25 protein-coding genes and 2 pseudogenes are annotated in these 24384 nt (G+C 66.3%); 12 read left to right on the plus strand and 15 right to left on the minus strand.

From position 1 onward, the window contains the following. Positions 1 to 114 precede the first annotated feature (114 nt). The 5 genes from OHA03_RS44245 to OHA03_RS44265 all read right to left on the minus strand — a co-directional run bounded on the left by OHA03_RS44245 (position 115) and on the right by OHA03_RS44265 (position 2656). Positions 115 to 615 carry an Asp23/Gls24 family envelope stress response protein gene (locus tag OHA03_RS44245; RefSeq protein ID WP_267009540.1) on the minus strand — a complete coding sequence of 167 codons (501 nt, stop codon included), beginning with the start codon at positions 613 to 615 and terminating at the stop codon, positions 115 to 117. Between the two features lie 91 nt (positions 616 to 706). Then, positions 707 to 1039 carry a hypothetical protein gene (locus OHA03_RS44250; RefSeq protein ID WP_267009541.1) on the minus strand — a complete coding sequence of 111 codons (333 nt, stop codon included), beginning with the start codon at positions 1037 to 1039 and terminating at the stop codon, positions 707 to 709. Continuing rightward, positions 1036 to 1455, minus strand: coding sequence for an Asp23/Gls24 family envelope stress response protein (locus OHA03_RS44255; protein WP_267009542.1), 420 nt, complete (start codon positions 1453 to 1455; stop codon positions 1036 to 1038). The genes OHA03_RS44250 and OHA03_RS44255 overlap by 4 nt, the downstream gene beginning before the upstream one ends. Positions 1456 to 1517: 62 nt before the next feature. After that, entirely contained in the window at positions 1518 to 2027 is a 510-nt protein-coding gene (locus OHA03_RS44260; RefSeq protein ID WP_323181392.1) for an Asp23/Gls24 family envelope stress response protein, read from the minus strand. A gap of 38 nt (positions 2028 to 2065) precedes the next feature. After that, positions 2066 to 2656 carry an RNA polymerase sigma factor gene (locus tag OHA03_RS44265; protein ID WP_267009544.1) on the minus strand — a complete coding sequence of 197 codons (591 nt, stop codon included), beginning with the start codon at positions 2654 to 2656 and terminating at the stop codon, positions 2066 to 2068. Between the two features lie 504 nt (positions 2657 to 3160). Between OHA03_RS44265 and OHA03_RS44270 the strand changes: the two genes are divergently transcribed. The 3 genes from OHA03_RS44270 (at position 3161) to OHA03_RS44280 (ending at position 5653) form a co-directional block, all read left to right on the plus strand. Then, positions 3161 to 3880, plus strand: a complete 720-nt coding sequence (locus OHA03_RS44270) for a histone protein (RefSeq protein ID WP_267009545.1) — start codon at positions 3161 to 3163, stop codon at positions 3878 to 3880. A gap of 6 nt (positions 3881 to 3886) precedes the next feature. Then, positions 3887 to 4837 (plus strand): SRPBCC family protein, encoded by a 951-nt coding sequence (locus OHA03_RS44275; RefSeq protein ID WP_267009546.1) that lies wholly within the window; start codon positions 3887 to 3889, stop codon positions 4835 to 4837. Positions 4838 to 5479: 642 nt separating this feature from the next. Further along, positions 5480 to 5653, plus strand: coding sequence for a CsbD family protein (locus OHA03_RS44280; protein WP_267009547.1), 174 nt, complete (start codon positions 5480 to 5482; stop codon positions 5651 to 5653). 1066 nt (positions 5654 to 6719) lie between these two features. Here OHA03_RS44280 and OHA03_RS44285 read toward each other — a convergent pair. Next, positions 6720 to 7151, minus strand: coding sequence for a nuclear transport factor 2 family protein (locus OHA03_RS44285; protein WP_267009548.1), 432 nt, complete (start codon positions 7149 to 7151; stop codon positions 6720 to 6722). Positions 7152 to 7237: 86 nt separating this feature from the next. Between OHA03_RS44285 and OHA03_RS44290 the strand changes: the two genes are divergently transcribed. Together OHA03_RS44290 and OHA03_RS44295 are read left to right on the plus strand one after the other, a co-directional pair. Beyond that, entirely contained in the window at positions 7238 to 7807 is a 570-nt protein-coding gene (locus OHA03_RS44290; RefSeq protein WP_267009687.1) for a PadR family transcriptional regulator, read from the plus strand. Further along, positions 7794 to 8612: an SGNH/GDSL hydrolase family protein gene (locus OHA03_RS44295; RefSeq protein WP_267009549.1), complete on the plus strand. Its 819-nt coding sequence runs from the start codon at positions 7794 to 7796 to the stop codon at positions 8610 to 8612. Before OHA03_RS44290 ends, OHA03_RS44295 begins: the two co-directional genes overlap by 14 nt. A gap of 212 nt (positions 8613 to 8824) precedes the next feature. Here the strand turns inward: OHA03_RS44295 and OHA03_RS44300 are convergent, their stop codons facing one another. From OHA03_RS44300 to OHA03_RS44310, 3 genes are all read right to left on the minus strand, one after another. Then, positions 8825 to 9190: a hypothetical protein gene (locus tag OHA03_RS44300; protein WP_267009550.1), complete on the minus strand. Its 366-nt coding sequence runs from the start codon at positions 9188 to 9190 to the stop codon at positions 8825 to 8827. Positions 9191 to 9383: 193 nt separating this feature from the next. Next, positions 9384 to 10085, minus strand: coding sequence for a class I SAM-dependent methyltransferase (locus OHA03_RS44305; protein WP_267009551.1), 702 nt, complete (start codon positions 10083 to 10085; stop codon positions 9384 to 9386). 293 nt (positions 10086 to 10378) lie between these two features. Continuing rightward, positions 10379 to 10729, minus strand: coding sequence for a VOC family protein (locus tag OHA03_RS44310; protein ID WP_267009552.1), 351 nt, complete (start codon positions 10727 to 10729; stop codon positions 10379 to 10381). A gap of 897 nt (positions 10730 to 11626) precedes the next feature. Between OHA03_RS44310 and OHA03_RS48195 the strand changes: the two genes are divergently transcribed. Then, a complete protein-coding gene (locus OHA03_RS48195; RefSeq protein ID WP_354006175.1) occupies positions 11627 to 11800 on the plus strand; it encodes a transposase in 174 nt (57 codons plus the stop codon). Positions 11801 to 11814: 14 nt separating this feature from the next. Next, entirely contained in the window at positions 11815 to 12330 is a 516-nt protein-coding gene (locus OHA03_RS44315; protein ID WP_267009553.1) for a transposase, read from the plus strand. 21 nt (positions 12331 to 12351) lie between these two features. On the opposite strand, the gene OHA03_RS44320 is transcribed toward OHA03_RS44315, so the two are convergent. From OHA03_RS44320 to OHA03_RS44330, 3 genes and pseudogenes are all read right to left on the minus strand, one after another. Then, positions 12352 to 12759, minus strand: coding sequence for a contact-dependent growth inhibition system immunity protein (locus tag OHA03_RS44320; protein WP_267009554.1), 408 nt, complete (start codon positions 12757 to 12759; stop codon positions 12352 to 12354). 580 nt (positions 12760 to 13339) lie between these two features. Next, positions 13340 to 13873 carry a GNAT family N-acetyltransferase gene (locus tag OHA03_RS44325; protein WP_267009555.1) on the minus strand — a complete coding sequence of 178 codons (534 nt, stop codon included), beginning with the start codon at positions 13871 to 13873 and terminating at the stop codon, positions 13340 to 13342. Between the two features lie 200 nt (positions 13874 to 14073). Further along, a pseudogene (locus OHA03_RS44330) lies at positions 14074 to 14232 on the minus strand (IS1380 family transposase); the annotation flags it as partial. 643 nt (positions 14233 to 14875) lie between these two features. Between OHA03_RS44330 and rph the strand changes: the two are divergent. The 3 genes from rph to OHA03_RS44345 all read left to right on the plus strand — a co-directional run bounded on the left by rph (position 14876) and on the right by OHA03_RS44345 (position 19294). Continuing rightward, on the plus strand, positions 14876 to 17470 hold the full coding sequence (gene rph, locus OHA03_RS44335; protein WP_267009556.1) for a rifamycin-inactivating phosphotransferase: 2595 nt from the start codon (positions 14876 to 14878) through the stop codon (positions 17468 to 17470). A gap of 240 nt (positions 17471 to 17710) precedes the next feature. Then, the gene (locus tag OHA03_RS44340; protein WP_267009557.1) at positions 17711 to 18430 is read left to right on the plus strand and encodes a DUF6215 domain-containing protein; all 720 of its coding nucleotides are present in this window, start codon (positions 17711 to 17713) and stop codon (positions 18428 to 18430) included. 285 nt (positions 18431 to 18715) lie between these two features. Then, complete coding sequence (locus OHA03_RS44345; protein ID WP_267009558.1) at positions 18716 to 19294, plus strand: 1,4-alpha-glucan branching protein; 579 nt, start codon at positions 18716 to 18718, stop codon at positions 19292 to 19294. Positions 19295 to 19350: 56 nt separating this feature from the next. Here OHA03_RS44345 and OHA03_RS44350 read toward each other — a convergent pair. Continuing rightward, positions 19351 to 19451, minus strand: a pseudogene (locus tag OHA03_RS44350) (IS5/IS1182 family transposase); the annotation flags it as partial. A 189-nt stretch (positions 19452 to 19640) separates the two neighbouring features. After that, positions 19641 to 20183 (minus strand): class I SAM-dependent methyltransferase, encoded by a 543-nt coding sequence (locus OHA03_RS44355; protein ID WP_323181395.1) that lies wholly within the window; start codon positions 20181 to 20183, stop codon positions 19641 to 19643. Between the two features lie 695 nt (positions 20184 to 20878). On the opposite strand from OHA03_RS44355, the gene ltrA reads away from it, so the two are divergent. Beyond that, positions 20879 to 22129, plus strand: a complete 1251-nt coding sequence (ltrA, locus tag OHA03_RS44360) for a group II intron reverse transcriptase/maturase (protein ID WP_267005170.1) — start codon at positions 20879 to 20881, stop codon at positions 22127 to 22129. A gap of 596 nt (positions 22130 to 22725) precedes the next feature. Then, entirely contained in the window at positions 22726 to 23211 is a 486-nt protein-coding gene (locus OHA03_RS44365) for a MarR family winged helix-turn-helix transcriptional regulator (protein WP_267009559.1), read from the plus strand. Positions 23212 to 23587: 376 nt separating this feature from the next. Here OHA03_RS44365 and OHA03_RS44370 read toward each other — a convergent pair whose 3' ends face one another. Beyond that, positions 23588 to 24238, minus strand: coding sequence for an FMN-dependent NADH-azoreductase (locus OHA03_RS44370; RefSeq protein WP_267009560.1), 651 nt, complete (start codon positions 24236 to 24238; stop codon positions 23588 to 23590). Between the last annotated feature and the right edge of the window lie 146 nt (positions 24239 to 24384).

A 24384-nucleotide genomic window follows, 5' to 3' on the forward strand; every position in this document is an offset into this window, starting at 1 on the left:
GGGGTGTGCGAGTACGCACAGATGGGCCGTTGTACTGCATGGAGCCTGTGGTAAGGCCCCCGTGCTCACTGGTGACGTCGTACGGCGTGCGCGGTGCCGGGGGCCTGGCAGCGGCTACTGGACGCGGTCGCCGGTGTCCTGGTCGTCGCCGTCACTGTCGTCAGCGGCGATGTGCACGTCATTGACATTAATGTTGACCTCGACGACTTCCAGGCCGGTCATCTGCTCGACGGAGTCGATGACGTTGTTGCGGACGTCCTTGGCCAACTCGGGTATCGACACTCCGTACTCGACCAGGATCTGCAGGTCCACGGCCGCCTGCTTCTGACCGACCTCGACGGAGACGCCCTGTCCGGCGCTGGCGGAGGCTCCGGGGATACGCCCCTTGACTGCGCCGAACGCCCGTGCAGCTCCGCCACCCAGCTCATACACACCGGGCACCTCGCGGGCCGCGAGACCGGCGATCTTTTGGACGACGACATCGGCGATGGTGGTGGAGCCCTGCCCGGAGGCTTGCGCAGGGGAAGATTCCGGTGCACTGGTGGCACTCTTGTCCGCGTCGCCTGCGGCAAAAGTGGCGGGCAAGGCAGTATTGGTGGTGGCCGGGTTCGTCATGGTGCTCTCCTCGGATTCCTGGCTCTGGACGAGGCGGCTTCGCGCTCGCCACACCTGAACGACCCGTGCCAGGGGAGAACGTCATGGCACTTCAGGCATCCGCGTCACTCGCGTGATCGAGAGGGGTGAGGGCGGCGGCATCGATGTCGGAGACGACAAGGCGCAGCCGAGCGTTCTTCCACCGGGTCTCCTTCAGCGCTGCGTGCAGGGCGGCCTCTGCCTCGCGCAGGATCGGAGGAAGGGGGAGGGCAAGGGCGACGACGCGGATCTCGATCAGTTCGTCGTCGATGCCGACGGCCATGGTGTCGAGGTTCCACGGCACGCGTGAGCCGACGTGGGTGGTGGCGGGGGTCGCCGGACGCAGACCGGGGATCCCGCCCAGGACGGCCAGAATTGAGCGTGCCAGCTCTGATCTCGAAGTCACCACGCACCGGTCCCATACAAGTCTATGTCCATGATCGACACCGCGACGGCCGGCGGAGCGAGACCCGTGGCATCGGCGACGGCACGCGTGACCTCGCGCTGAACCGCCCGCCCCACGGCCCCAGCCTGGTCATACCCGGAGGCGACCATGTCGATGGACGCGCGCAGGCTCGATGGCACGGCTGAGTGGTCGACCGTGATTCTCACACCCTCGGTCGGGGCCGGGGCAAGGCCGTTGATCTTCTGGCGTACCGAACGCGTCACCCGGGAAGCCAGCCCGGTCAGGCCGGGTTCGAGCCGCACAACACCAGGGACACCGACAGCGGCTCGGGCGGCAATTGCGGCGATCACGGGCTCGGTGATCACCCACTGGGCACGGGGAGCCTCTGCCTCGTCGTCCGGCACGGTCGTTGCCATAGGGAACACCGTGTCCATGTGCTTCAGCCTCTCTCAACAGTCTGCTGCCGGATCCCGGGGTTTCATTCGTCGTACAGGTCTTCCACGGTCAGGTCCAGACGCACCAGGGCTATCCCGACCCGTGCTGCAGCGGCTGCCCGGACCCGCTCGCGCACCTCGTCGACGGCGTCGGCGGAAAACCTGCGGTAGGCCACCGCGAGGCTCATCTCCACCTCCACCGCGCCCTCTCTGTCCGTGACGGAGATCCGGCAGCGCCGTGCGCGCACACCGTCGACGGAATCGGCGGCGAATCGCAGCACCGCAGCGACCGCTTGTTCGCTGATCTGGACTCCGCCCGGCTCCGCGCCGGGCAGCGCGAGCATGTGGTGACGGCGGACCTCTGCGCGCACCGCAGACATGATCCGTCCGGTCAAGCCCAGCGGAGGTCCGATCTCTTCCGAGGCGAGTTTGCCGGTCACCTCTTGCAGGATCACCAGACTCTGCCGAGCCGCAGTGCAGTGCTCGCAGGTGAGATCATGGCTGTTACCCAGGCCGGTGCCGGCCGGATCGAGCCGCTCCCACACCGCCTCCATATCGCGGCCGCAAGGCAGCACATATCCCTGAGTGTCGCTCATTTCCATGGAGCCATCGCCTCCGCCAACTGCACTCGAGCGCGCGCTATGCGTCCACGCACCGCCGTACGGGTCGTGCCCATAACCCCGGCGATCTCCTCATAGGAGCGACCGTGAACCTCCCGCAACAGCCAGCATGCCCGCTGCTCGGGCGTCAGCCGCTTCAAAGCGGCGGCGAGCGCGATCAGCTGCTCGCTCACCTGTGCTGCCCGCTCCGGTGATCCAGCCGCCTCGGCGGATTCGCGACTGTCCAGGTCAGCCTCCGCAACAGGTCTACGTGCCCGGATGATGTTCAGGCACCGGTTGCTCGTCGTCCGGTAGAGCCAGCCCACGAACGCTGCGTCGTCCCGCAACTGCCCCAGCCGCCGCCAAGCGGTCAGGAATACCTCTTGCACCACGTCCTCGGCGTCGCCACGGCTGGCGAGCATATGCAGTGCCAAGCGGTACATCGGCCCCTGATAACGGCGCACCAGCACCTCGAAGGCGCGCATGTCGCCGTCACGGGCGCGAACCACCAACGTGGCATCATCCAGTCCCACCTCCGGGGCGGGGGAGGCGGGCTGTGAACCGACCCCGGCAGACGACGTCACCTGCACAACCTTCCTGCGCCAGGCAGGCTCTCGGGCCCTTCTCACGGACCTGCTGGAATACCGGCAGAACCCGCCTCGCAGTACAAGGACACGACGGCCGCGCCCGCGTCACGGCACATCAAGTATCTGCCACACACTGGGTCCATTGCAGTGGTCGGCGCTGACGCCAGTGACCCGCAACCGCGGATGCCACAGCGGCCCGCCCCCGCAGCAGGAGGCAGAGCTTTCCAAGATGCGACTGACACGAAACGGGCGAGACTTGTGAGTACAGGACCGGCATTGAGTGATGGCTCTCGTGCCGAGGCGACCGGCCGACGTTGCCGGATTCGCCGGGCTGTAGAGGGCGCGCCGGCCCCGCCCGAAGTGAGCAGGACTAGGTTCCCCCTTCGTTGCGCTCCCCAGATCGGCAGAGGCCGCCGTTAGGGCAGAGACCACTGACAGCCACAGAACTGCAGTTTGCGCGGCACAGGCGGGTCCCGCGGGAACTTTGAAGGTGACGTGCGCATGGACGATCAGACCAAGGCGACTCTCGCCGCGGCCCTTGTCGGCGGATACGTGCTGGGACGCACGAAGAAAGGCAAGCTCGCGCTGAGCCTGGCGACTTATCTGGCGGGCAAACGGCTCGGTCTTGATCCGCGCCAGCTCGCTACGGAGGGAATGCGCAGGCTGGGGGAGATCCCGCAGGTGGCTGAACTGCAGGACCAGCTGAAGGGGGAGTTCCTCGAGGCCGGCCGCAAGGCAGTGACAGCTGCTGCGACTCGCGGAATGGGGACGCTCTCGGACACGCTCCGTGACCGCACGGCCAGCCTCGGCAAGAAGGAAGAAGCTGAGCCGGAGGAGGAGTACGAAGAGGAGCAGGAGGAACCGGAGGAGGAACCAGAAGAGGAAGAGGAAGAGGAAGAGGAACCGGAGGAGGAAGAGGAGGAGGAAGAGGAGGAGCCTGAACCCAAACGCCCGCAGCGCCGGAGAAGCTCCCGGAAGCCGGCTCGGCCCGAGAGGGGCACCGCGTCAAGGCGAGAGAGGGCCCCCTCTGACCGGAGCTCTTCGGAGGCGGCGGCGAAGGAGCCATCCCGGAAGAAGAAGTCCTCTGCGACGAAGCCGGCCGCGAAGAAGGCAGCCCCAGCGAAGAAGTCTGCCCCCAAGAAGCAGGCTCCTGCAAAGAGGGCGGCGTCCTCAGGGCGGCCGACGAAGAGGACATCCAAGCGCGCCGATCGACGGAGGTAGCCCGCCATGGCTGGGAAGGAGACGAAGGAGCGAGAGACGCAGGGGTCGGGGGCGGGCGGACTGGGTGAGGCGCTATCGGGTTTCGTGGAAGCACAGGTAGGACGGCTCGCGGAGAAAGCCAGCGACAAGCTCACGGACGTCACGGGGCAGCTCACCGATGCCGCCGACAGCGGGTCACTGCTCAAAATCGGCTCGCGCGTCCTCGAGGGCGAATCCCCCGTGAAGGCGTTCTTGTCCGAGAAGGCCAAAGGCGTCAAGGACAGCGTCGTGGGCAAGGTCAAGGAGGCGTTCGGCGGCGGTAAGGGCAAGTCCGGCAGTAGCAAGAGCATGAACATCATTGAGGTCCTCGATGTCGGCGTGCCCCTTCGCACGGCCTACGACTACTGGACCCAGTACGACGAGTTCAGCAGCTTTACGAAGGGCGTTCGCAGCGTCTCGATGAGCGACGAGATGGGCAGCGACTGGAAGGTCAAGGTCGGCCCCTCTTCCCGCAGCTTCAAAGCGACTGTTCAGGAGCAGATTCCGGACGACCGGATCGTCTGGACCTCCGAAGGCGCCAAGGGGACGACCAAGGGTGCCGTAAGTTTCCATGAACTGGCGCCGACGCTGACGCGGATCGTCCTGGTCATGGAGTACTACCCTTCCGGGTTCTTCGAAAAGACCGGAAATATTTGGCGGGCCCAGGGCCGCCGGGTTCGGCTGGACTTCAAGCACTTCCAGCGGTACGTCAGTCTCACCGAAGAGGAGCCGGAAGGCTGGCGCGGAGAGATCCGAGACGGTGAAGTCGTCACGTCACACGAAGAAGCCCTGGAAGAGGAAGAAGCAGCACAAGCCGAGGACTCGGAGAATGATGGCGAGTACGAAACCGCGGAAGACGGCGATGCTGAGGACGAAGGAGAGGACGTGGAGGAAGACGAGTGGGAGGACGAGACCGACGATGAAGACCGGGAGAAATGATCCCGATATGCGACATGGGATCAGGTGGCCTGAACCACAATGTGACGGTCCGTCTCCTGCATGGTTGCTCGGGAGAGCGTGGACTCATAGGGAGCCGCCGATCCGGCGGAGGTGTGGCGGCGAACCGTGAACGGCAGCAGCACCGACCATTGTCTCCACGGAATCCAGCAGCGATCGGAGCCCGCCACCTGAAGCGGGGTGCTCTCGCCAATCGGCCAGTCCCCGCTGGTTGGAGGCACGTGCGCGGCGGCCGGGTCGGTGCAGACCGCCCACGATGACGTGGCTCTGTGCCGGCTGGGCGATGTTCCCACTTGCACGTCGGTCGCCTCGGCGGCCCGGGTGAAGATCTGATCATGGCGCTCCTCGTCGACACCGGGCGTGTTGCCACGCGACTCAGTCGCGGTTGGCAAGCGCGCCGATCAGTAGCGGGAGCCCCAGAAGAGCATCGCGGTGGAACTCGTGGCCGAAGACCGGGAACCCGCCGGTAAATCCGTGCCCGCTGGCCATTCCTGAGGACGTTCAATCTCATCCAGACTTCACATAATCCCGTTTCGGTCCGACCGGTCGGTAGATCGCGCTTACAGAGCCATTTACGGTTGAGGTGGAAGTTGTACATCGAGTGAGAAGCGGGATGTGAGTGTCGTGGCCAAGGATGAGAAGGCCAAGGCCAAGGTGGAACAGGCCAAGGGCAAGGTGGAGGAGACCGCCGGCCGCGCGGTAGGCAACGAGGGTTTGACGACCAAGGGTCGCGCCGAAAAGGCTAAGGGTGACATTCGTCAGGCGAAGGAGAAGGCGAAGGACGCCTTCAAGCGCTGAAATGGGTCCGGCAGGTCCGGTGCGAAAGGGTAGTTGCGGGGTCCGCCCGCTATGGCCTGGCCGGGAATGCGTTGCCGTTCGGACGGGCCGATGCTCCCTCGGGAGCCGACGCCACTGCGCCGGTGGGCAAGGGGTCACGTCGTGTCTTCGTGGCCCCCCTGGGCCGCACATGACGGCAATCCCGCCGGTATTCGGCCCATGCCGGCCCGCCGTCCACCGCCGTTTCACCCAGTGGAGCCGGGCACGCCTATGGGCCCGGCTCCACTGCGTCTTCCTCGACGCGCCCGGCGCCGGAGGAGAGCCGGAACGGTCCGGTGTGCTCGAGGCGGTCGGTGTCCGGGCCACAAGGGGGGCGCTGTCCGGACCGAATCCGCCGACTGCGGCAAGCCGGGATCGACAATCCACCTACGATCACCAACGGGAACGGGTTCCTGTGTCCTTCGAAAGGGTGCTTGGCCTGCTGGACGGCCGGGGTGTGATCGACCTGTCCCCGAGCGGCGCATGCGCGACTTGGCTCTCCTGGAGTTGCAGTACCTCGTGCACGGAAACGAACGCGGGCGAGCGCGGGGCCGCCCTGACGCGTGTTGGCTCCGCCGACAGAACCGCCGCCCACCGGCTTGAGCGAGAGCGGGAGGCAGCTGTGGCCACCTCACCTCTCGGATGCCGCGCTCAAGCGGCCAGGGCCGGCTCACCCCGTGGACCAAGCAGCCCGGAAGGAAACGTGCGGCATCAGGCATCGGCAGCGGTCCCTGCGTAGGCCCGGGTGCGTCGCCCGAGCTCATGACACCCGCCACCGCCAGTGAATCCGGAGCATCCTGCCTTTGCTTTCAGCCCGCCCGGCTTCGGCGCGCGACTGGTTGCCGATGCGCTGTGCGTGACCGAGGCAGCCGAGCGCTTCTGTCGCGTCACGCATTTGTCAGTCCGCACCGACGGCTGGCCGCTCCTATCGCCGACGTCGCTGGAAGGTCGACGACGACCTCGACCACAAGGGTCTTCGCACTGGAGTGGCGGTGAGGCTTCGCTTTGCGCCAAGTCCCGGGGGCGGCTGTCCCCCGCATGCGACCCTTCAGCGGCCGTCGGACTGGGGGATTAGGCCGTTGGCGACCAGGCCGGCAAGTACCGCCTCGCCCAGGGCGTTCACTGCGGACTGTGGCCGGACCATCACGGTGAACTCCTTGATCCGGCCCGTCTCGTCGAACTGGAGCAGGTCGATGCCGTGGATCTGCTTGCCGTGCACGGTGGCCCGGAACAGGAGGATCGCCGATGGAGCCTCTTCGCCGTCGGTGCTGGTTTCGGCCGCGCCCTCGAAGTGTCCGATGTAGCGGAAGTCCTCGAAGATGCGCAGGAGCACGCCGAAGAGCCCCAGCACCATGGGCTTGCCCTCGAAGGGGGTGAACTTCACCGGGCTGTAGAGGCGGATGTCCTCGGTGAACAGGTCCTCCAGCGCTGCGAGATCGCGCTTCTCCACGATGGTGCGGAAGCGTTCAGCAGTCTCCATGACCCCTCCTGATACTCAAGAATCTGACTAGTCACTTTCTTGAGTATGATGCAGTGGCGGACGAGGAAAGGGAAGGGGTAGCTTCGATGGCCTTGCGACATGCCGTACTGGCGGCGCTGCTGGACGGCGAATGCAGCGGATACCAACTGGCCAAGGCGTTCGACGTCGGCGTCGCGAACTTCTGGTACGCCCTGCCTCAGCAGCTGTACGCCGAGCTGACCAAGCTGGAGAAGGATGGGCTGGTCGCAGGTCGGCAGGTGGTCCAGGAAACCCGGCCCAACAAACGTCTGTTCCGGGTCACCGACGCCGGTCTCGCCGAGCTTGAAAAATTTGCCGCATCCGTATCGAAGCCCTCGTTCATCCGCGACGACCTGCTCGTCAAGGTCCAGGCCGCCGACCGCATCGGTACCGCGCCGGTGATCGAGCAGCTCGAAGAGCGAGCGTCCGCAGCCGAGGCCAGAATCGAGCTCTTCGGCAAGCTGCTGCGGCAGATGCGCGGCGATGCGGACGAGGAAGAGTTCCTACGTCGAGGCGAGCGGATCGGGCCGTACCTGACCTGCCTGCGCGGCCTGGCCTTTGAACAGGGCAACCGGGACTGGTGCCTGCGGATCTCAACCGTACTGCGGGAAAGGCTGACGACCCATGAACAACGGTGAATACCTGCGCTACGTCGCTCTGGGCGACAGCCAGACCGAAGGACTCGGCGACGGCGACGACACCGTCGGCCTACGGGGCTGGGCCGATCGACTCGCCGAGCACCTCGCGGCCGTCAACCCCTCTCTCAAGTACGCCAATCTGGCCGTACGAGGACGTGTCGCCGGCCAGGTCCGGGCCGAACAGCTGGGGCCTGCCCTGGCTCTGCGCCCCGACCTGGCCACCGTCGTTGCCGGAGTCAACGACCTGCTCCGGCCCCGGTTCAACGCCGCGGAGGTGGCCGGGCATCTGGAAGAAGTGTTCACCGCGCTCACAGACACCGGGACCCATGTAGTGACTCTCACCTTCCCCGATGTCGGGAAGATCGCGCCACTTGCCCGGCCAGTCAGGTCCCGCGTGTTCGACCTCAACGCCCGCATCCGCGCTGCGGCCGCCCGGCACGGGGTCACGGTCGCCGAAACCGCCGGGCACGCCGTCACCACCGACCCACGGCTGTGGAGCGCTGACCGACTCCACGCGAGCCCCCTGGGCCACGAGCGGATCGCCGCAGCCGTCGCCCACGCCATTCACCTGCCCGGAAGCGGCGACGCATGGACGCTCCCGCTGCCTCCACAGGCGGTCCCTGCCGGCTGGCAAGCCGCAGCAGCCGAACTGCGCTGGGCGGCCGCATTCCTCGGCCCCTGGCTCGCACGCCGTCTGCGCGGCCAGTCCTCCGGCGACGGCCGCACCGCAAAACGCCCCCAGCTCCTGCCCCTGAGCACCACGCCCGACTCCCCGGCGCACCCCCGTTCACGGGAATTGCCGTAGGGCGGGCCCATGCACCGGTCGGGCTTCTTCCGAAAAGGTTCTGCGCTGTGCGGTACACCGGAGTGGGCACATCCATCCGCCCCGGCTGTGCCCTCTTGCGAGTACGCCGGCACCTGGCCGGGTGGAAATGGCTGAGGCCGGAGCCCAGCAGCTCCGGCCTCAGTTCGTGGCGAGCCAGCTTTTGAACCGCAGGGTTGCGAGGTGGGCATGTCCTACTGGTCGAGATATCGATAATCGTCGCTGGCGCGGGCGATGTGAATGCCGCCTTCACGGATCTGCCACTCGTTCATGCCTGCGGTTTCGTGGCTGGCCAAGAAGAGACCGGTGACCAGGTCGTTGTCCTCGTCGGAGGGCGGGATCCTCGCTATGACCTGTAGTTGTTCCAGCAGCGCGTCCACGCCGCTCTCGCGGATGTCTGCGCCGTAGAAGACGTAGTGGGTCCAGTTGTAATGCTGTTCCGGGAAACTCCAGGCTCCGCTGTATGTGCGGTCGGTGTCGGAACGGACGATCTCTCTGACCTGGGCCAACTGCGGTGCGTCGCACTGAAGCCAGCCTCTGACCCCGACGTAGATGCCCATGGCTCCCGTCCCTTCAATAACCGTTCGGTTCGGCGTCGCTGTGACCCGGACCGAACGGTGGGCCTGAACCTGACGCATCGCCAGGCCCGGCGGTAGGCGACCTCGCGGTCCGCGTCGCGGGCGACGGTCTCGCGATGGTGCTCAAGCTCGTTGAGTCCGCCCAGGACCGCCGGGCTGAGCACGCCCCACCCGGCTACAGCCTGCGTTGGTCGTGCGGCGTGGGGTCGTTGTGGCCGAGGGATTCCTCTGCCGCGGTCAGGCGGAGCACGTCGTAGCCGATGAACTCGAACAGGCGGGTGCCGCGGCGTAGGGGCTGAGGCGTGCCGACGAACCGGTGCATACCGACCCCGAAGCCGGCGTCCGGTGCCGACAGCCACCCCGGTTCGAAGTCGTGCGCTTCGAACCATTCGCAGATCAGCGGGACCCGGTCGGGCGCGGCGCGGTGTCGGGTCCAGATGACGGCGCCGCCGGTCTTGCACAGCTGGCTACAGGCCGCGATGGTGTGCTCGATATCGGCGTCGGTGATGTTGCCGAAAACGCCGCAGACGAGGACGAGATCCGCAGGGGCCGTGTCCTCGTAATGATCGATGAGGGAGGCGTCGCCGGTCACCACCTCAACCTGCCGCAAGCCTGCCCGGTCAGCCCTTTCCATAGCGGCCGCAGTGTTTCGCGGGTCCAGTTCGACGAGCCTTGCCCGCACGTCGTTGCGGCGAGGGTGCCCGACCAGAACATCCAGAAGGTCGCGGCCTTCCCCAGCACAGAGGCTGATCACCTTCAACCCGCCAGCCGGGGCATCAGACAGGGCAGCGCGAACCTGCGCTTGAACCGTCTGCAACCGTCGTGCCATCCACGAGTCGGCCACCTCGTACTGGTTGTGCCAGGCGCTCCAATCCATAGGCGGACGCTACGGCGACTCACCGCCCATGGGCGACCCAATTCTGATCACCGGACCCGGGGAGCGGCCATCCACAGGCTTTGACAATTGCTCGCAGCCCTCGGGCACAGCGCGGTGTACAGGGCTGCCCGGGACGGCTCCGAGGCCGTGATCACACCGGACACACCAAGATCATCATGCCTGTGACCAGCAGTTATGGGACAGGTCTTGGCGGCTCTGATCGGATGGGCGATCCGGTGACCAATCCGCCGTCGGTGATCCAAACTTCCACGAATCCCCGGTGCTGGGATGCTTCAGAGATCGGTAGCTCGCTCGTGGCGGGGCTCGTACATGCCCACCTCGCCGCCGCCCGGCAGGCGGAACCTGGTCAGCCGCCCCCAGCGCGCATCGGTGACTGCCTGGGTGAACTCCACTCCCTTCGCGGCCAGGTTCTTCACCGTTGCGCTGATGTCGTCGCACATCAGGTAGAGCTCCTGCGTCTCCGGACCGTCCGTGGGATGCACGGCGATCTCGGTCGGCGGAAGCTTGAAGATCAGCCAGCCGCCTCCCACATCGACATGCGGATACTCCAACACATCCCGGAAGAAGGCCCGGTCCGCTTCCGCGTCACGGCTGTAAATGATGACGTGTCCACCGATGATCATGCGGTCAGCGTAAGCCCCGACGCGGACACCCCGCCGCTACGACGTCAAACCGTGTGCTTACCGTTCATGACCGGGTCGCCAGCTTCAACATCACGGTCACGTCTCCACTGCATGATCCGCTGTATCGGCCTACCGTCGGGACATGAGCGAGATCTTCGTGATGTATGAACTCGATCAGCCAAGTGCAGCGCGATCCTTCACCGGTGCATCACTGGTTGAGGGGCGGCCCGTCCGCTGCGTGCACGCGGCGCCCGCAGCCCCTGGGTCCACCACGACCCCAGGGCCGCGCACCCTCTGCGGTAAGGACACCTTCGCCATGGAGTCATCTCCCAGTAGGCCCACGGATCCCGGTTCCTCGTGGTACACAGCGGAGTACGCCCGGCTGGTCTGTGCTCAATGTGATGCTGTGCTGGAGGGGTGATCAGTCCTCCAATCGGCTGTGTTCCCGTCGGCTCCAGCGCTGGTTGAACCACCTCAGTCAGGAATGATCAGCAGAGCCATATGGAGCAGGCCAGGCCCCAGTACCCACGTGACGAGCAGGAGGGATGAGATACCCCGCCGCGGTTACCCCTGCCGCTTGGCATAGGGGAGGCCTCGGAGGTAGTTGCGCCCCAAGGTCTTGACCGGACTCGTTCCGTGCCACGGATGGGGCTAACTGTGATGACGCACCCGGGCGCGCACGTAGCCCGGTGTGTCTTCCGGCCTTGAGCAGTTGCACTTGCGCCGCGCCCAGAGCGCCATTCCTGAGGCCAACGCGACACCGCGCCGACACTCCGGCCCGACGTCGCGGCCGAGCCGGCTGGCGTTGCGAAGCCGAATGACGCATGCCGGCCACTCGGCACTCACGCGGCCTGCTGGCTGGCCGTAGCATGGAGGCGACGCTCTTCTTTCTATGTTGTGCGGACCGGGTGTGCCTGGCGTCAGCTGCCGAAGGACTTTGCGCCCTGGCCGACCGTGTACTGGTACTTCACGTGGTGGCACGATGTCGGGACCGTGGAGCGGCTGCACGACGCGCTGCGCGACCAGGTCCGAGTGGCCGACGGCCGCAGCGTCGAACCTAGCGCGGGCTGATCGACTCGCAGTCCGTGCGCACGGCCGACACCGTCCCCGTTTCCACCAGAGGGTTTGACGCAGGCAAGAAGGTCAAAGGCCGCAAGCGGTTCATCGTCACCGACACGCTCGGCCTCCTGCTGGCGGTACACGTTGTTGCCGCGAGCATCCAGGACCGGGACGGCGCGAAACGCGCGCTGCTTTGGACCCGCCCCGATCCTCCGAGCATCCAGAAGGTCTGGGCGGACCAGGGCTTCTCCGGAAGGCTGGTCGATTGGAGCGCTTCGATCCTCGGCCGCGACCTGGAGATCATCCGAAAAGTGCCTGACCAGCGAGGCTTTCAGGTCCAGCCCAAGCGCTGGGCCGTTGAGCTGACGTTCGCCTGGATGACCGCGCACCGGCGGCTTGCCCGTGACTACGAGACCGATCCCGCCCGCTCCGAGACCATGATCCGGTGGGCGATGATCGGCATCATGGTCCGCCGGCTCACCCGAGGTTGCCCAGCCAAACGGCCAGGACCACGGCGTCTTCGGTGGACAGGCCCGGAGTAAACGACAGGCACCTGCAACGCGTCAGGAATTCTGGACGGCGCCTACGAACCGCTCGACCTTGCTCCGCAGGTCTGGCGAGAGGTCGGAGAGGCCGCCGACGATGAAGGTCAGTTGCCTTGCAAGCTCCGGATGAGCACTCCAGACAGTTGAATTCCTGGTCAGGACCGCGCGCAGCAGGTCGCCCTCGTACATGTGGCCTTCGGCCAGAGGGTTGTCACGAAGCACCTCCATCGCGAGCGGAAGAAGCACCGGCAGCCCAATGTCCTGCCCGATCAGCAGGCGCAGGTCCTCAACGGTCAGAGTCCCGACCGGCCGGCTCCGCAGAGCATGCGCCGTCGCAATGAGATAGGTGGCGTCGGGTGGGGGCACCTGCCAGCGATCACGTTCAAGCTCCTCGAGGGACCGACTACGGTCGATAGATACAGTCACCAGGCGATTCTCTCGTAAATGCGTGTGACTGAGCGCTTCAGTTGGCCCGCTTGCCAATTGAAGCGCTCAGTAGTCGATCCGGTGAGATCCGGTCGGCATCATCACTGCGTGGACGCCCAATCTGACGAGGCTCGGGCCACTTCGACGTCGTACTGATCGGCGTCGAAGTGAAATGTCCGGGGCCGCGCTTTGCTGCCGGGCACCTGCCAGTCGGACCACTCCACTATGCACCCCTGCCGCTGCACGAACACAGCGAGGAAGCCGCAACATCCGCCCGTGCACGCGGGCTCCCCCAACACGACGCGTCGCCGCACTCCGGTCGCCCACAGCCGGCTGCGACCGTTGGCGGGCAGAGTCTCTTCCGCAAACGGGCCACGGCCTCCCTCGCCGACCGCCTCTGCCACCACATCCTCGCCGTCGATCCACAACTGCAACTGGGCAGCCCACCGGGACCCCGGTGGCAACACCCTGACCTCAAGTCGGTTGAACATCCGTTGACCCTTTGGGAGGGCCAGCCGCCGCAGGCCAACTCGGACGCTCGGTCGGGCCAACCCGATCGCTCACGGGCCAACTGAAGCGCTCAGTCACAATGCGAGATCTCAAACGCGGTTTCAGTCAGACGGCGGGCCAACACTCGGGTGGTGCTGCCGTCATCCTCTTTTATGTCCTGGACTTGCTCGAAACCGATTCCGTCCAGCAGGGTCAGTGAGGCCACGTTCGCTGGGTCCACAGTGGCGTACACCCTGGTCAGTCCGAGGGCGTCGAAGCCATAGGCGAAGATCGCCTCGGCCAACTCGGTCCCCAGGCCGGCCCCCCATGCCGTCGGCGCCAGAGCGTAAATGATCTCGTGGCCTCCGACGACGTCGTTCGGCTTGATCTCGGCATGCCCGACCAGGAGCCCGTTGCGACGAACTGCCCAGACATCGAACAGGTCCTGGGCATAGACCTTCGTGAAGATGCGCCCGAACAGGGCCCGGTCTGCTGCTTCGCAAGCAGTGCCGTCACCCATCCACTTCGACACTCTGGTGTCCTGGAACAGAGCGACGAAGCCCTCTTCGTCCTCGGAGATGTATGGCTCCAGGAGTAGTCGCTCGGTGCGCAGAGTCGGGGGCATAGATGGCGACGCTACCCACGCGACATCCAAGTCGGCAAACCCCTTTCGCCTGTGCGGCGTCGCCTTTGTCGTCTCTATGTCGCACATCGCTTGGTGCTGCGGTCCTCGGCGCGTGCGCGCTGGCGGTGCCGCAGTTCGAGTGCGGCGATGGGGACGTCGGTCGTGTTGGTGGCGAACGCGGTGAGCTGCAGGCCGTCAGTACCGTCCCAATCCACGATCACCTGCCCTGCGGTGTCCGGCGACGAGACTGCGGCCAACTTCCAGACGTGCTCATGCACTTCGGCCCGTGCTGACCGGATCGCGTTCAGAGCCTTCGGGCCAGCCGGGGCCAAAATATCGATGAGGCGGGAGACGGCCGGTGGGGCCGTTCGCCTGGGTGCCGGCTGATTTGAAGCTCCGTTTGGCAGCTCGGCCAGCACTCGCGTGGCGCGACGACCTGGGAGATGGCGATGCGCTCGACGGCGTTCGGGCCTTGCCGACACGGGACAGAACTTTTGGTTCCGCGGCTGCATCCGTAGGCCGATGGGACATCCGCCTGGGCCAACGACGCGTACTGCCGTACGCGGCGCGCCGCCACTTCGTGAGGGGCTTGTCAGTTCCAGCGGACGGCAAAAGGCAAAGGCAGAGAGATCTCTCTCCCTGCCACTCTTAACCTATAGCGCACTGGGGGGCTTGCGGCAAGACCCGGGTGGTGGCGCAAAATCGTCGGCCGAGGCCACAACCTGCGGAAAGGGGGGGGCACGACGTGCGTGTGTTGTCGACGTATGGGGGACGCGGTGACGTCGAATCAGTGGTGGGACCGGCAGTGCGGTCGCGAGCGCTCGGGGCGGTGGTGCGGGTGTACGCGCCGCGCGACTGGGATGAGCGGTCGGCCGACTCTTCTGAGGGAGGGCAGCCAGAAACGACGACGTGCCTGACAAGAGGTTCGACAGAGCTGGAGGCGCCGGTGAATCGATCGGCCAGTGCAGTGCAACGGGACACGACTGCCTCGGAGGTATCGCGATGATCGAGCAGTACGTGTGGGATCTTCAAGAGGTTGACGAGACGCAGGTCGCGGTCGTCGGCGGCAAGGGCGCTCACCTGGGCGCGCTGTCGCGGATCGAAGGCATTGGCGTGCCGGCCGGCTTCTGCGTGACGACGGACGCCTTCCGGCGGATCATGGCGGAAGCGCCGTCGATCGACGACCGGCTCGATCAGCTGTCGCGCCTGAACCCGGACGACCGGGAGACGATCCGCACGCTCAGCGCGCAGATTCGCCGGACCATCGAAGGGATTGTCATCCCGGGCGATGTCGCGGCGGCGATCACCCGCGCGCTCGCCCAGCTCGGCGAGCAAGCCGCCTACGCCGTCCGCTCCAGCGCGACGGCAGAGGACCTGCCGACGGCCTCCTTCGCCGGCCAGCAGGACACATATTTGAACGTCGTGGGGCCGGCGGCGATCCTCCAGCACGTCAGCCGGTGCTGGGCCTCGTTGTTCACCCAGCGGGCCGTGACCTACCGCCAGCGGAACGGCATCGACCACCGTACGGTCCACATGGCCGTGGTCGTGCAGCAGATGGTCTTCCCGCATGCGGCCGGCATCCTGTTCACGGCCGACCCGGTCACGGGCAACCGGAGGATCGCCACCGTGGACGCCGGCTTCGGCCTCGGCGAGGCCCTTGTCTCCGGCCTGGTGAACCCGGACGTCTTCAAGGTGCGACACGGTGAAGTCGTCGCCAAGGCGATCGCCGCCAAACAACGTGCCGTTCACGCCCTGCCGACTGGCGGTACGCAGGAAGTGGCGATCGACTCGCAGCGGCAGGAGCAGCCGGCGCTGACGGATGCGCAGGTCGTGCGGCTGGTGCAGCTCGGGCGGCGGATCGAAGCGCACTTCGGCCGCCCGCAGGACATCGAATGGTGCCTGGCCGATGGCTTCCAGATCGTTCAGAGCCGGTCGATCACGACGCTGTTCCCCATTCCCGAGACCGGCGACCAGGAGAATCACGTCTACGTCTCCGTTGGTCATGGGCAGATGATGACCGACCCCATGAAGCCCCTGGGGCTCTCCGTGTGGCAGCTGACGGCCATGGTGCCGATGCACGAGGCCGGCGGGAGGCTGTTCGTCGATGTCACCCGGCGCCTGGCCTCGCCCGCGAGCCGCGCCGGCCTCCTGGACGTCATGGGGAAAGGCGATCCTCTGATCAGGGACGCTCTGGAGACCGTCCTCGACCGCGACGATTTCGTCCCGTCGCTCCCGGACGCGGGTCCCGGCGGGCCGCCCGCCGGCGGTGCGTCCGCCCCGATCGAGACCGATCCGGCCATCGTCACCGAGCTGATCGAGCGCAGCCAGGTGTCCATAGCCGCCCTGGAGCGCGACATCCGGACAAAGACCGGACCGGCGCTGTTCGACTTCCTGCTGGAGGCCTTCGAGGAGCACAAGCGGGTTCTCAGTGATCCGCTGAGCATGCAGGCGATCATGGCGGGCATGGAGGCCACGTGGTGGCTCAACGACAAGTTGCAGGAGTGGCTGGGCGAGAAGAACGCGGCCGACACGCTCACGCTGTCCGCCCCTGACAACGTCACGTCGGAGATGGGACTGGCGCTGCTCGACGTCGCGGACGTGATCCGCCCGCAGCCGGAGGTGGTTGCGTTCCTGCAGGGCGTCGAGGACGAGGGCTTCCTGGACGAGCTGGCGAAGCTCGCGGGCGGGACCGAAGCGCGCGACGCCATCGAGGCGTACCTCGACCGGTACGGCATGCGCTGCGTCGGCGAGATCGACATCACGAGGCCACGTTGGCGCGAGTGCCCCTCCACGCTCGTGCCCGTGATCCTCGACAACGTAAGGATCTTCGAGCCGGGCGCCGCCGAGCGGCGCTTCGAGCAAGGGTGGCAGAAGGCGCAGAAGAAGGAACAGGACGTGCTGTCACGCTTGCGGGCCCTGCCGGACGGGGACCAGAAAGCCGACGAGGCCAAGCGGATGATCGACCGGGTCAGAACCTTCATCGGGTACCGGGAGTACCCGAAGTACGGCATCATCAGCCGCTACTTCGTCTACAAGCAGGCCCTGCTGGAGGAGGCCGAGCGCCTCATGCAGGCTGACGTACTTCCTGAGAAGGAGGACATCTTCTACCTCACGTTCCAGGAACTCCACGACGTCGTGCGCTCGAACCAGGTGGATGACGAGCTCATCCAGCAGCGCAAGGACGCGTTCCGGTCGTACCACGCGCTCACACCGCCCCGGGTGCTCACATCGGATGGTGAGGCCGTCACCGGGGCGTACCGGCGCGACGACGTGCCGGCCGGCGCCCTGATCGGCCTACCGGTTTCCGCCGGGACCATCGAGGGAAGGGCCCGCGTCATCCTTGACATGGCGGAGGCCGATCTCGAAGCGGGCGACATCCTGGTCACGACCTTCACGGACCCCAGCTGGTCGCCGCTGTTCGTCGGAATCGCGGGCCTGGTGACGGAGGTGGGCGGCCTGATGACCCATGGCGCAGTGATCGCCCGGGAGTACGGCTTGCCGGCCGTCGTGGGCGTGGAGCAGGCCACCCGGCTGATCCGGGACGGGCAGCGGATCCGCGTGCACGGAACCGACGGGTACGTCGAGATCCTGCCTTGACCGACCACACCGAGAAGCCCCATCCGTAGCTTCCGACTGAACAACGCCAAGCAGTTGATGACCACCCCACGACCGCCGCCCGCAACGCGCACACGCGGACACGACCCGTAACTGTTCTTCACCTGGGAAGTGCCTCTTCCGCTACCACGTACAGGACCCTCAGCACGTCCTATTCGTTGCAGCTCAGAGGCACTTCCTTGTCCGCCTGATGATCACGGGTTAAGGTCCCGGGGCAGTCGGGTGGGGGATACGGCCGACGATATTGACGCGCCCACGAAGGGCGCGGGCGCGTGGGGGCAGGCCGTTGCGGCCGTGGCGCTGGTAGCGGTGCTCGGTGTCGGTCTGTGGACGCTGGGGGAGACTTCGTCCTCGAACGCTGACCTGCCGCCCGCCAGGTGCTCGGGTGGGGAGCCCGAGAAGGCGTCGGGGGAGCTCGGGAAGGTGCCTCGGCGCGTCTCCGGGGCGCAACTGTGCGAGGCGCTGAACCGTCCCGACCTCGCTGAACTGTTGGGCACGCCGGGGGAGACCGCGAAGACCGCCGGCGGCAGTGGTGGCTCCGTCAAGCTTGCCGGCGGCAAGGAGATCGCCACTTCCTCGGCCCGGGTCGAGTTCGGGACCTACACCGTGACGCTGTCGGCCACGTACGACCGCTTTTCCGTGACCGGGTCCGCCGCCCTACTGGGGGGCGGCGCGCGGCAGCGGACAGTTCTGGGCCGCCCGGCGGTCTTCTACTCGGACCGCACTATCAGCATCAGCTTCCGCCTCGACGGGAGCGACACCGACAGCGGTCCCGGCGTCCCGGCCCGCGCCCTCACCGTGGCCCGGGATGCAGAGGACAGCGGCGGCTCCTTCGAGGTGGTCCTGTGGCGCGCGGACGGCGGGGTGCCGGACGACACGGTGCTGCTTCGCGTAGCCGAGAAGGTGCTGCCGACGGTCCCGGGGTGGGCTGCCGAGGGGTGACGGCCTCTGGCAGCGCTCGGCAGCCGGCGCTCCGGCCGGGGGCAGGCCAGGCTGGAACATGGCCCGCACGGCCCGCACTCTGATCTGCCTCCGTGATATGGCGGGGACGGGGTCGGAGAACCAGAGTTCCTACAGGTCGGGAACGTGGCTGTCAAAGGCCACAAGGACGACGACGGGGAGGTCTGCGCGGCCACTCGCTGCCGCTCGGGAAACACGGCCGTGTCCTATAGGTTCGATCACATCCCGTTGGAGGACGGGCTCAGACCTACGCGTGAGGGAGCTCGCATGGCCACCATCCATCGCACCACAATGACGCCTACCAAGCTGGAGCTGCTCACCGGCTGGCTGCCGAAGCAGAGCTGGTACGTGGGCGACGCAGAAGCGCCGGAACTGGTCAAGGCCGGTGGGTTCCGTCTGGACGATCCGGAGGGCGCGGTCGGGATCGAGTTCATGGTCGTGGTGGACGCCACCGCGCAGGAGCCGGTGGCGTATCTGCTGCCGATGGGCTACCGCGGTGCGGCGCTGGAGGGCGTCCCCGGCGAGGCGTTGATCGGCACGTCTGAGCACGGGGTGCTCGGTACCCGGTGGATCTACGATGGCGTCCATGACCCGGTGGTGATGGCGCAGTTGCGCGCGCTCCTGCGCGGCGAGGCGATGCCGCAGCACCAGAGCAAGAACGACACCCCTGATCCGACCGTCACCGTGCACGGAACTGGGCCTGACGACGGGTTTGACGTTCAGGTCAACCGTGTCCTGGGGTTGGCGGAGACCGCTCAGAGGCCGTCCGTTCGCCTTGTCGCCGGGTGGACCTGGCCGGACGGGACGGCTGCGCGGGGGGTACTCGCGGCCGTCGCGCCGCGGTAAGAGGTCGCGCGGACACAGTAGACGTGTGGTCATGCTCGGTGGTTCGGGCGTTCGTCTCAGCGGTGAGTTGTCCAGGACCGCCGGATCAGGCTGCGCACGGTGATGATTGTGTCGGAGAGGTCGAAGAAGGCATCGATGACGGTGAGCGACGCTCGTAAGGGCCGCTCGGGCAAAAGCGCCGACGAAATTGGTCCCAGAGTGGTTCAGTCAGCCATGATGGCAGCGCGGGCACAGGTCCCCCAGTGATCACAGAGCGTCGCAACTCCATGATTGCTATGCCTTTCGCCCCTTCCGAAACCGAGGTCCTCCACCGTGCCTATCCGTGCGACCTCCTGCCGGATGAGGTTCATTGCCGGGTGTCAGGCTGGCGGCGCGCGAGAAGGATTCCCCCGAGCGTGCTCTCGGCTGAGCTGAGAGTTCTGTGTGCCTCGACGGTGAAGCCGGCATCGTTGAGCCATGCGGTCATTTGGCAGGGCCGGCGACGATGGACGTACACCTTCATCGGGTGGCCGCCGTAGCCCTGCGTCTTCAGCCGCGACTCATCACCGACGTGGAAGCTGAGTAGCAGCGGACCACCGGGCCGCAACACTCGGTGGAAATGCGCCAAGACCGAGCCGATCTCGTCGTCGGGGACGTGGATGAGGGAGTACCAGGCCACCAGACCAGCCATCGAAGCATCGGCAAGGTCGAGGTCCGTCATGGAACCGACCTCGAACCGTAGGCCGGGGTGATCACGCCCAGCTACCTCGATCATCGCGGGCGACAGGTCGATCCCGAACGCGTCCACGCACAGTTCACGCAGGTGAGCCGTGATCCTCCCCGGCCCGCATCCCACGTCCGCAACGGGCCCCCCGCCGCTGGTGCGCACCAGGTCGGCGAACAGCGCCAAGACCGCGCGCTCCTCGGGCGTTTCATCCAGGAGGTTGCGTACCTGTTCCGCATAGCTGGTGGCGACGGTGTCGTAGGACGTCCGTGTGTCTGTTAGTCAGGTGTGTCCTGAACATGAATGGGAGTTGATAGTAGGGCAGCTTCTGGAAATGGTGCTGTGCGAGAGATGAAGGATTTCGGCCCTTCGGAGTCGCCCTGTGGGGGGAGGCTTCAAACCACCTCATGCCGCATTAGCTGAAGACTGTTGTGGTGAGCGATGAGGAAAAGGCATCCAAGAGATGTCAGGTAGGGACTGGGAAGACGAGCGCAAGCGAATCGCTGCTGACGTGTCGAAAACAGAACAGACGACATCGAAACCGAGGCGCTCTGGCTTGTCTCGGGATAAGCCTGACGGGAGCCCACCTACTGGTCAGGCGGTGTCCGGCATGAAGGCGACGTGAGCCCAGTCTGCCGCTCTCGCGTGGAACAGGAGAAGGCGCGCTCCGACACTGCCCACCCAGCACGGGTGGCGAGAGGGAGTGCCCCAAGCGGCCGAAACCGCAAGGGGTTGAGTACCGATGCGGGGTGCGCCGGCGGACCGGCTCGTAGTAGTGCTGAAGCCTCTGTAATGGGGGTGGAGCGAAGGGGCCGGGTCGTCCGTGACCGAGTGTGTCGTATCAACCAGAGGTATCTGGGAGGAATTCGATGGGCCGGTTGATGTCACAGACCAAGCCGTTCGATATCTCGAAGTGGGAAGTGAAGGAGGCGTGGGAGGAAGTCAGGGCGAACAAGGGCGCCCCGGGCGTGGATGGCGAGTCCATCGATGAGTTCGAGAAGGACCTGAGGAACAACCTCTACAAGGTCTGGAACCGAATGTCGTCGGGCTCGTACTTTCCGTCTCCGGTGCGCGCGGTGGAGATTCCCAAGCCCCACGGCGGTGGCATGCGGATGCTCGGTATTCCGTGCGTCGCTGACCGGGTGGCGCAGACCGTGGTGGCACGGCATCTGATGCGACGAGTGGATCCCATTTTCCACCCGGACAGCTACGGATACCGGCCCGGACGGTCCGCGCTGGACGCGGTCGGGGCCTGCCGGGAACGCTGCTGGAAGCGCGACTGGGTCGTCGAGTTCGACATCCGGAAGTTCTTCGACAGCGTCCGGTGGGACCTGCTGGTCAAGGCGGTGGAAGCGCACACCGACGCCGTCTGGGTGAACTTGTATGTACGGCGATGGCTCGCCGCGCCTCTGCAACTGCCCGACGGCAACCTGCTGGAACGGGAACGCGGAACGCCTCAGGGCGCCCCGGTGTCTCCCGTGCTGGCGAACCTGTTCCTGCACTACGCGTTCGACATGTGGATGAGCCGGGAGTTCCCGTCTGTCACCTTCGAACGCTATGCGGACGACGCGGTGCTGCACTGCGTCACCGAGCGCCAGGCCCGCCAGGTGCTGGCCGCGCTCCGGAGCAGGATGGAAGAGGTCGGGCTGGAACTGCACCCGGCCAAGACCCGGATCGTGTACTGCCGGGACGCGAAGCGCCAGAGCTCCCACGAGCATATGGAGTTCACGTTCCTCGGCTACACATTCCGCGCCAGAGCAAGCCGGACCCGGAGTGGGCAGACGTTCCTGTCATTCTCCCCGGCAATCAGCAAGGAAGCCCTGAAGAAGATCAGTGCGGAGGTCCGCTCCTGGCGGCTGCAACACCGCACCGGTTCGACTTTCACGGACCTCGCACGGCGGATCAATCCCGTCGTTGCGGGCTGGCTCAACTACTACGGCCGGTACGGCCGTTGGGTGTTGATCCCGTTCCTTCAGCGAATCAACGCCTACTTGGTTCGCTGGATCCGCAGAAAGTACCGTCGGCTGGCGCCGTTGCGGAAGGCCATTGCGAAGCTCCAGGAGATCGCCCAGCGGTACCCGCGGATGTTCGCGCACTGGCCGGACACGACACTCGCCGCATTGGCCTGGTGATCAGGATGACAAGAGCGGAGTGACGAGAGATTGTCACGCTCCGTTCTGTGGGAGCCCGGGGGTGAGATTCCCCCGGGCGACCCGACCCTTCGGTGTTCATTCCGATTCCCACGACCGCAGGCTACCCAACAGCGCATATGAGATGACCTCCTCATACTGCAACAGCATCTGGGTTGTGTGGCCTCGGAGTTGGGAGTGGCGCTGTGGGCTCGGGCCTGGCTGGTACGTCGGTGACGTGACCAGTGCAGGCGGTGCTTGCTGCTGGGGCACTGAGGGTGACGATGCCGTGCCCGATCAACCGGCGGATCTCCGGAACACTGAGAGGAATGGGGGCGTGTTCCCGGCATCCGCTTCCCCTCCTTCGGCTTCTCGGGCACGGGCGGTGGTCAGATAGGACAGGGCCGCCATACCAGGCCCGGTAGAGCCTGACCTGGCAGTGGCCCAGGCCGCACTCGGCCTCGGCGATCCGGAAGCAGACCTCCACCGCGACCCCGCGGTCTTCAGCAGGTCCTTCCGACGTGAGCCGCAGGAGACGTAGCCGCATTTAGTTTCAAACGAGACCGTATCGAACGAATGGATGGTTGTAATGTGGCCTCATGACCACCGACGTTCCTCACGGAACCACTGCCTCGCGTGTGACCGACCGCCCCGGGGATACCTCGCCATTCGCTCTCGGCCTGCTGCTGCGCCGGGCACACTGGCACGCGGCCGCGGTGATGGAGGAGGCACTTCGGCCGCTCGGTATCGAGTTGCGGCATTTTGCTGTGCTGATCGTGCTGGTCGACCGCGGGCCAACGGTGCAGCGGGACTTGGTGGCGGCGACGGGGTCGGACAAGGCGGGAATCATGCGGGTCGTGGACGACCTGGAGCGCAAGGGGCTGGCCGTACGCAAGACCGTTCCGGGGGACCGGCGGGTGCGGGCAGTGGAGATCACACCTCAGGGCCTCGAGCTTTTCGACGCAGCTCATGTGGCGGCGGCGCCGCTGGCTGAGCGTCTGGTCGCCGAACTGGGGCCCGGCGAGCCCGAGCAGCTGATGGATCTACTGACCCGGTTTGCCTATCCTGCAGGTGCTGAGGCGTAAGCGCGTCCGTGCACCGGTTGCCCTGCCGCGTGGGCGCGGTTTGTCGCATCCGGGTTTCGTAGCGAACCCGCCCTTGAGAGCTGCGGCCGACGTTGCTACGCGCCGGCCCTGGCTGCGGGCGGCGGTCTGGGCTTCGTCGCCGACCGGCACCGAGCTGTCCGCGCGGCATGCCTGGTCGGCGGTGTGCTCTTCGCTCTCGCACGCATCGCCGTTGTTTCGGTGTCCGGCCCGCCGGCAGGCCGAATGCCCGCCGCCCCGAGTGCCGGGCCACCGGTCCAGACAGAGCGCCGATGTCACCGGCGGAGGGGGTGCAGGCGACGAGGGCGCCGTGTGACGCTCTGGGGCGAGGCGTCACGCGGCGTCCATGGCCCGGGGATCACGCGGCGAGGCGCTCCGCGATTTCCTTGGCCTTGGTGGTCGCGTCCTTGAAGGCGCGCTCGCGGGAGACCTCGTAGAGGGGTATCAGCTCGGACATGGCCGGGTTGCGGGGGGCCATGGTGAGTTCGGGGACGATGAAGTCGAGGTCCAGGCCGAGGGTGCCCTTGAGCACGGCCTCCAGGTAGTTCTGTACGAACTCATAGCCCTCGCGCGGGGTGCCCGGCGCGTAGGAGCCGCCGCGGCTCGCGACGACGGTGACCGGGGTGCCCTGGGCGGAGAGGGTCTCGCCCGCGGTGCGGCCGAGCAGGATCACGTTGTCCAGCCACGCCTTGAGAGTCGACGGGATCGAATAGTTGTACATGGGGGCGCCGATCAGGACGGCGTCCGCCTGCTCCAGCTCTTCGATGAGCTTCACACGCGCGGCGAACGCGGCGGACTGCTTCGGGGTGTGCTCGGACGGGGCGGCGAAGCCGGCAGTGTGGGCGTCGGCAGTGATGTGCGGGACAGGGTCGGCGGCGACGTCGCGGTAGATCACCGTGCCGTCCGGGTGCTGCTCCTCCCAGGCCTTGCGGAAGGCGTCCGCGACCGAACGGGACGAGGACGCCTCGCCAGGGAACACGGACGAGTCGATGTGCAGCAGCGTGGCCATGGACTTTCTCCAAAAAGCAGTGCCCGAGGCGGGGAGCCGGGGGCTGAGGATTCGTACTCGACGACAGTCAAACACAAGATAGTATTGAATGATACAGTCACAAGTAATACGGTAGTGAGTATGACGAAGTTAGTGACCTTGAGCAG

Origin of the sequence: Streptomyces sp. NBC_00154 (genome assembly GCF_026342835.1) — a bacterium.
GTDB lineage: Bacteria > Actinomycetota > Actinomycetes > Streptomycetales > Streptomycetaceae > Streptomyces.

Excerpts from the sequence above, each read along its gene's own strand:
- ltrA (WP_267005170.1), top strand. The coding sequence starts at position 20,879 with ATGTCACAGACCAAGCCGTTCGATATCTCGAAGTGGGAAGTGAAGGAG.
- OHA03_RS44245 (WP_267009540.1), bottom strand. The coding sequence starts at position 615 with ATGACGAACCCGGCCACCACCAATACTGCCTTGCCCGCCACTTTTGCC.
- OHA03_RS44325 (WP_267009555.1), bottom strand. The coding sequence starts at position 13,873 with ATGCCCCCGACTCTGCGCACCGAGCGACTACTCCTGGAGCCATACATC.
- OHA03_RS44345 (WP_267009558.1), top strand. The coding sequence starts at position 18,716 with ATGGCCACCATCCATCGCACCACAATGACGCCTACCAAGCTGGAGCTG.
- OHA03_RS44270 (WP_267009545.1), top strand. The coding sequence starts at position 3,161 with ATGGACGATCAGACCAAGGCGACTCTCGCCGCGGCCCTTGTCGGCGGA.
- OHA03_RS44365 (WP_267009559.1), top strand. The coding sequence starts at position 22,726 with ATGACCACCGACGTTCCTCACGGAACCACTGCCTCGCGTGTGACCGAC.
- OHA03_RS44305 (WP_267009551.1), bottom strand. The coding sequence starts at position 10,085 with ATGGATTGGAGCGCCTGGCACAACCAGTACGAGGTGGCCGACTCGTGG.
- OHA03_RS44290 (WP_267009687.1), top strand. The coding sequence starts at position 7,238 with ATGGCCTTGCGACATGCCGTACTGGCGGCGCTGCTGGACGGCGAATGC.
- OHA03_RS44300 (WP_267009550.1), bottom strand. The coding sequence starts at position 9,190 with ATGGGCATCTACGTCGGGGTCAGAGGCTGGCTTCAGTGCGACGCACCG.
- OHA03_RS44310 (WP_267009552.1), bottom strand. The coding sequence starts at position 10,729 with ATGATCATCGGTGGACACGTCATCATTTACAGCCGTGACGCGGAAGCG.
- OHA03_RS44260 (WP_323181392.1), bottom strand. The coding sequence starts at position 2,027 with ATGGAGGCGGTGTGGGAGCGGCTCGATCCGGCCGGCACCGGCCTGGGT.
- OHA03_RS44370 (WP_267009560.1), bottom strand. The coding sequence starts at position 24,238 with ATGGCCACGCTGCTGCACATCGACTCGTCCGTGTTCCCTGGCGAGGCG.
- OHA03_RS44285 (WP_267009548.1), bottom strand. The coding sequence starts at position 7,151 with ATGGAGACTGCTGAACGCTTCCGCACCATCGTGGAGAAGCGCGATCTC.
- OHA03_RS44275 (WP_267009546.1), top strand. The coding sequence starts at position 3,887 with ATGGCTGGGAAGGAGACGAAGGAGCGAGAGACGCAGGGGTCGGGGGCG.
- OHA03_RS44295 (WP_267009549.1), top strand. The coding sequence starts at position 7,794 with ATGAACAACGGTGAATACCTGCGCTACGTCGCTCTGGGCGACAGCCAG.
- rph (WP_267009556.1), top strand. The coding sequence starts at position 14,876 with ATGATCGAGCAGTACGTGTGGGATCTTCAAGAGGTTGACGAGACGCAG.
- OHA03_RS44255 (WP_267009542.1), bottom strand. The coding sequence starts at position 1,455 with ATGGCAACGACCGTGCCGGACGACGAGGCAGAGGCTCCCCGTGCCCAG.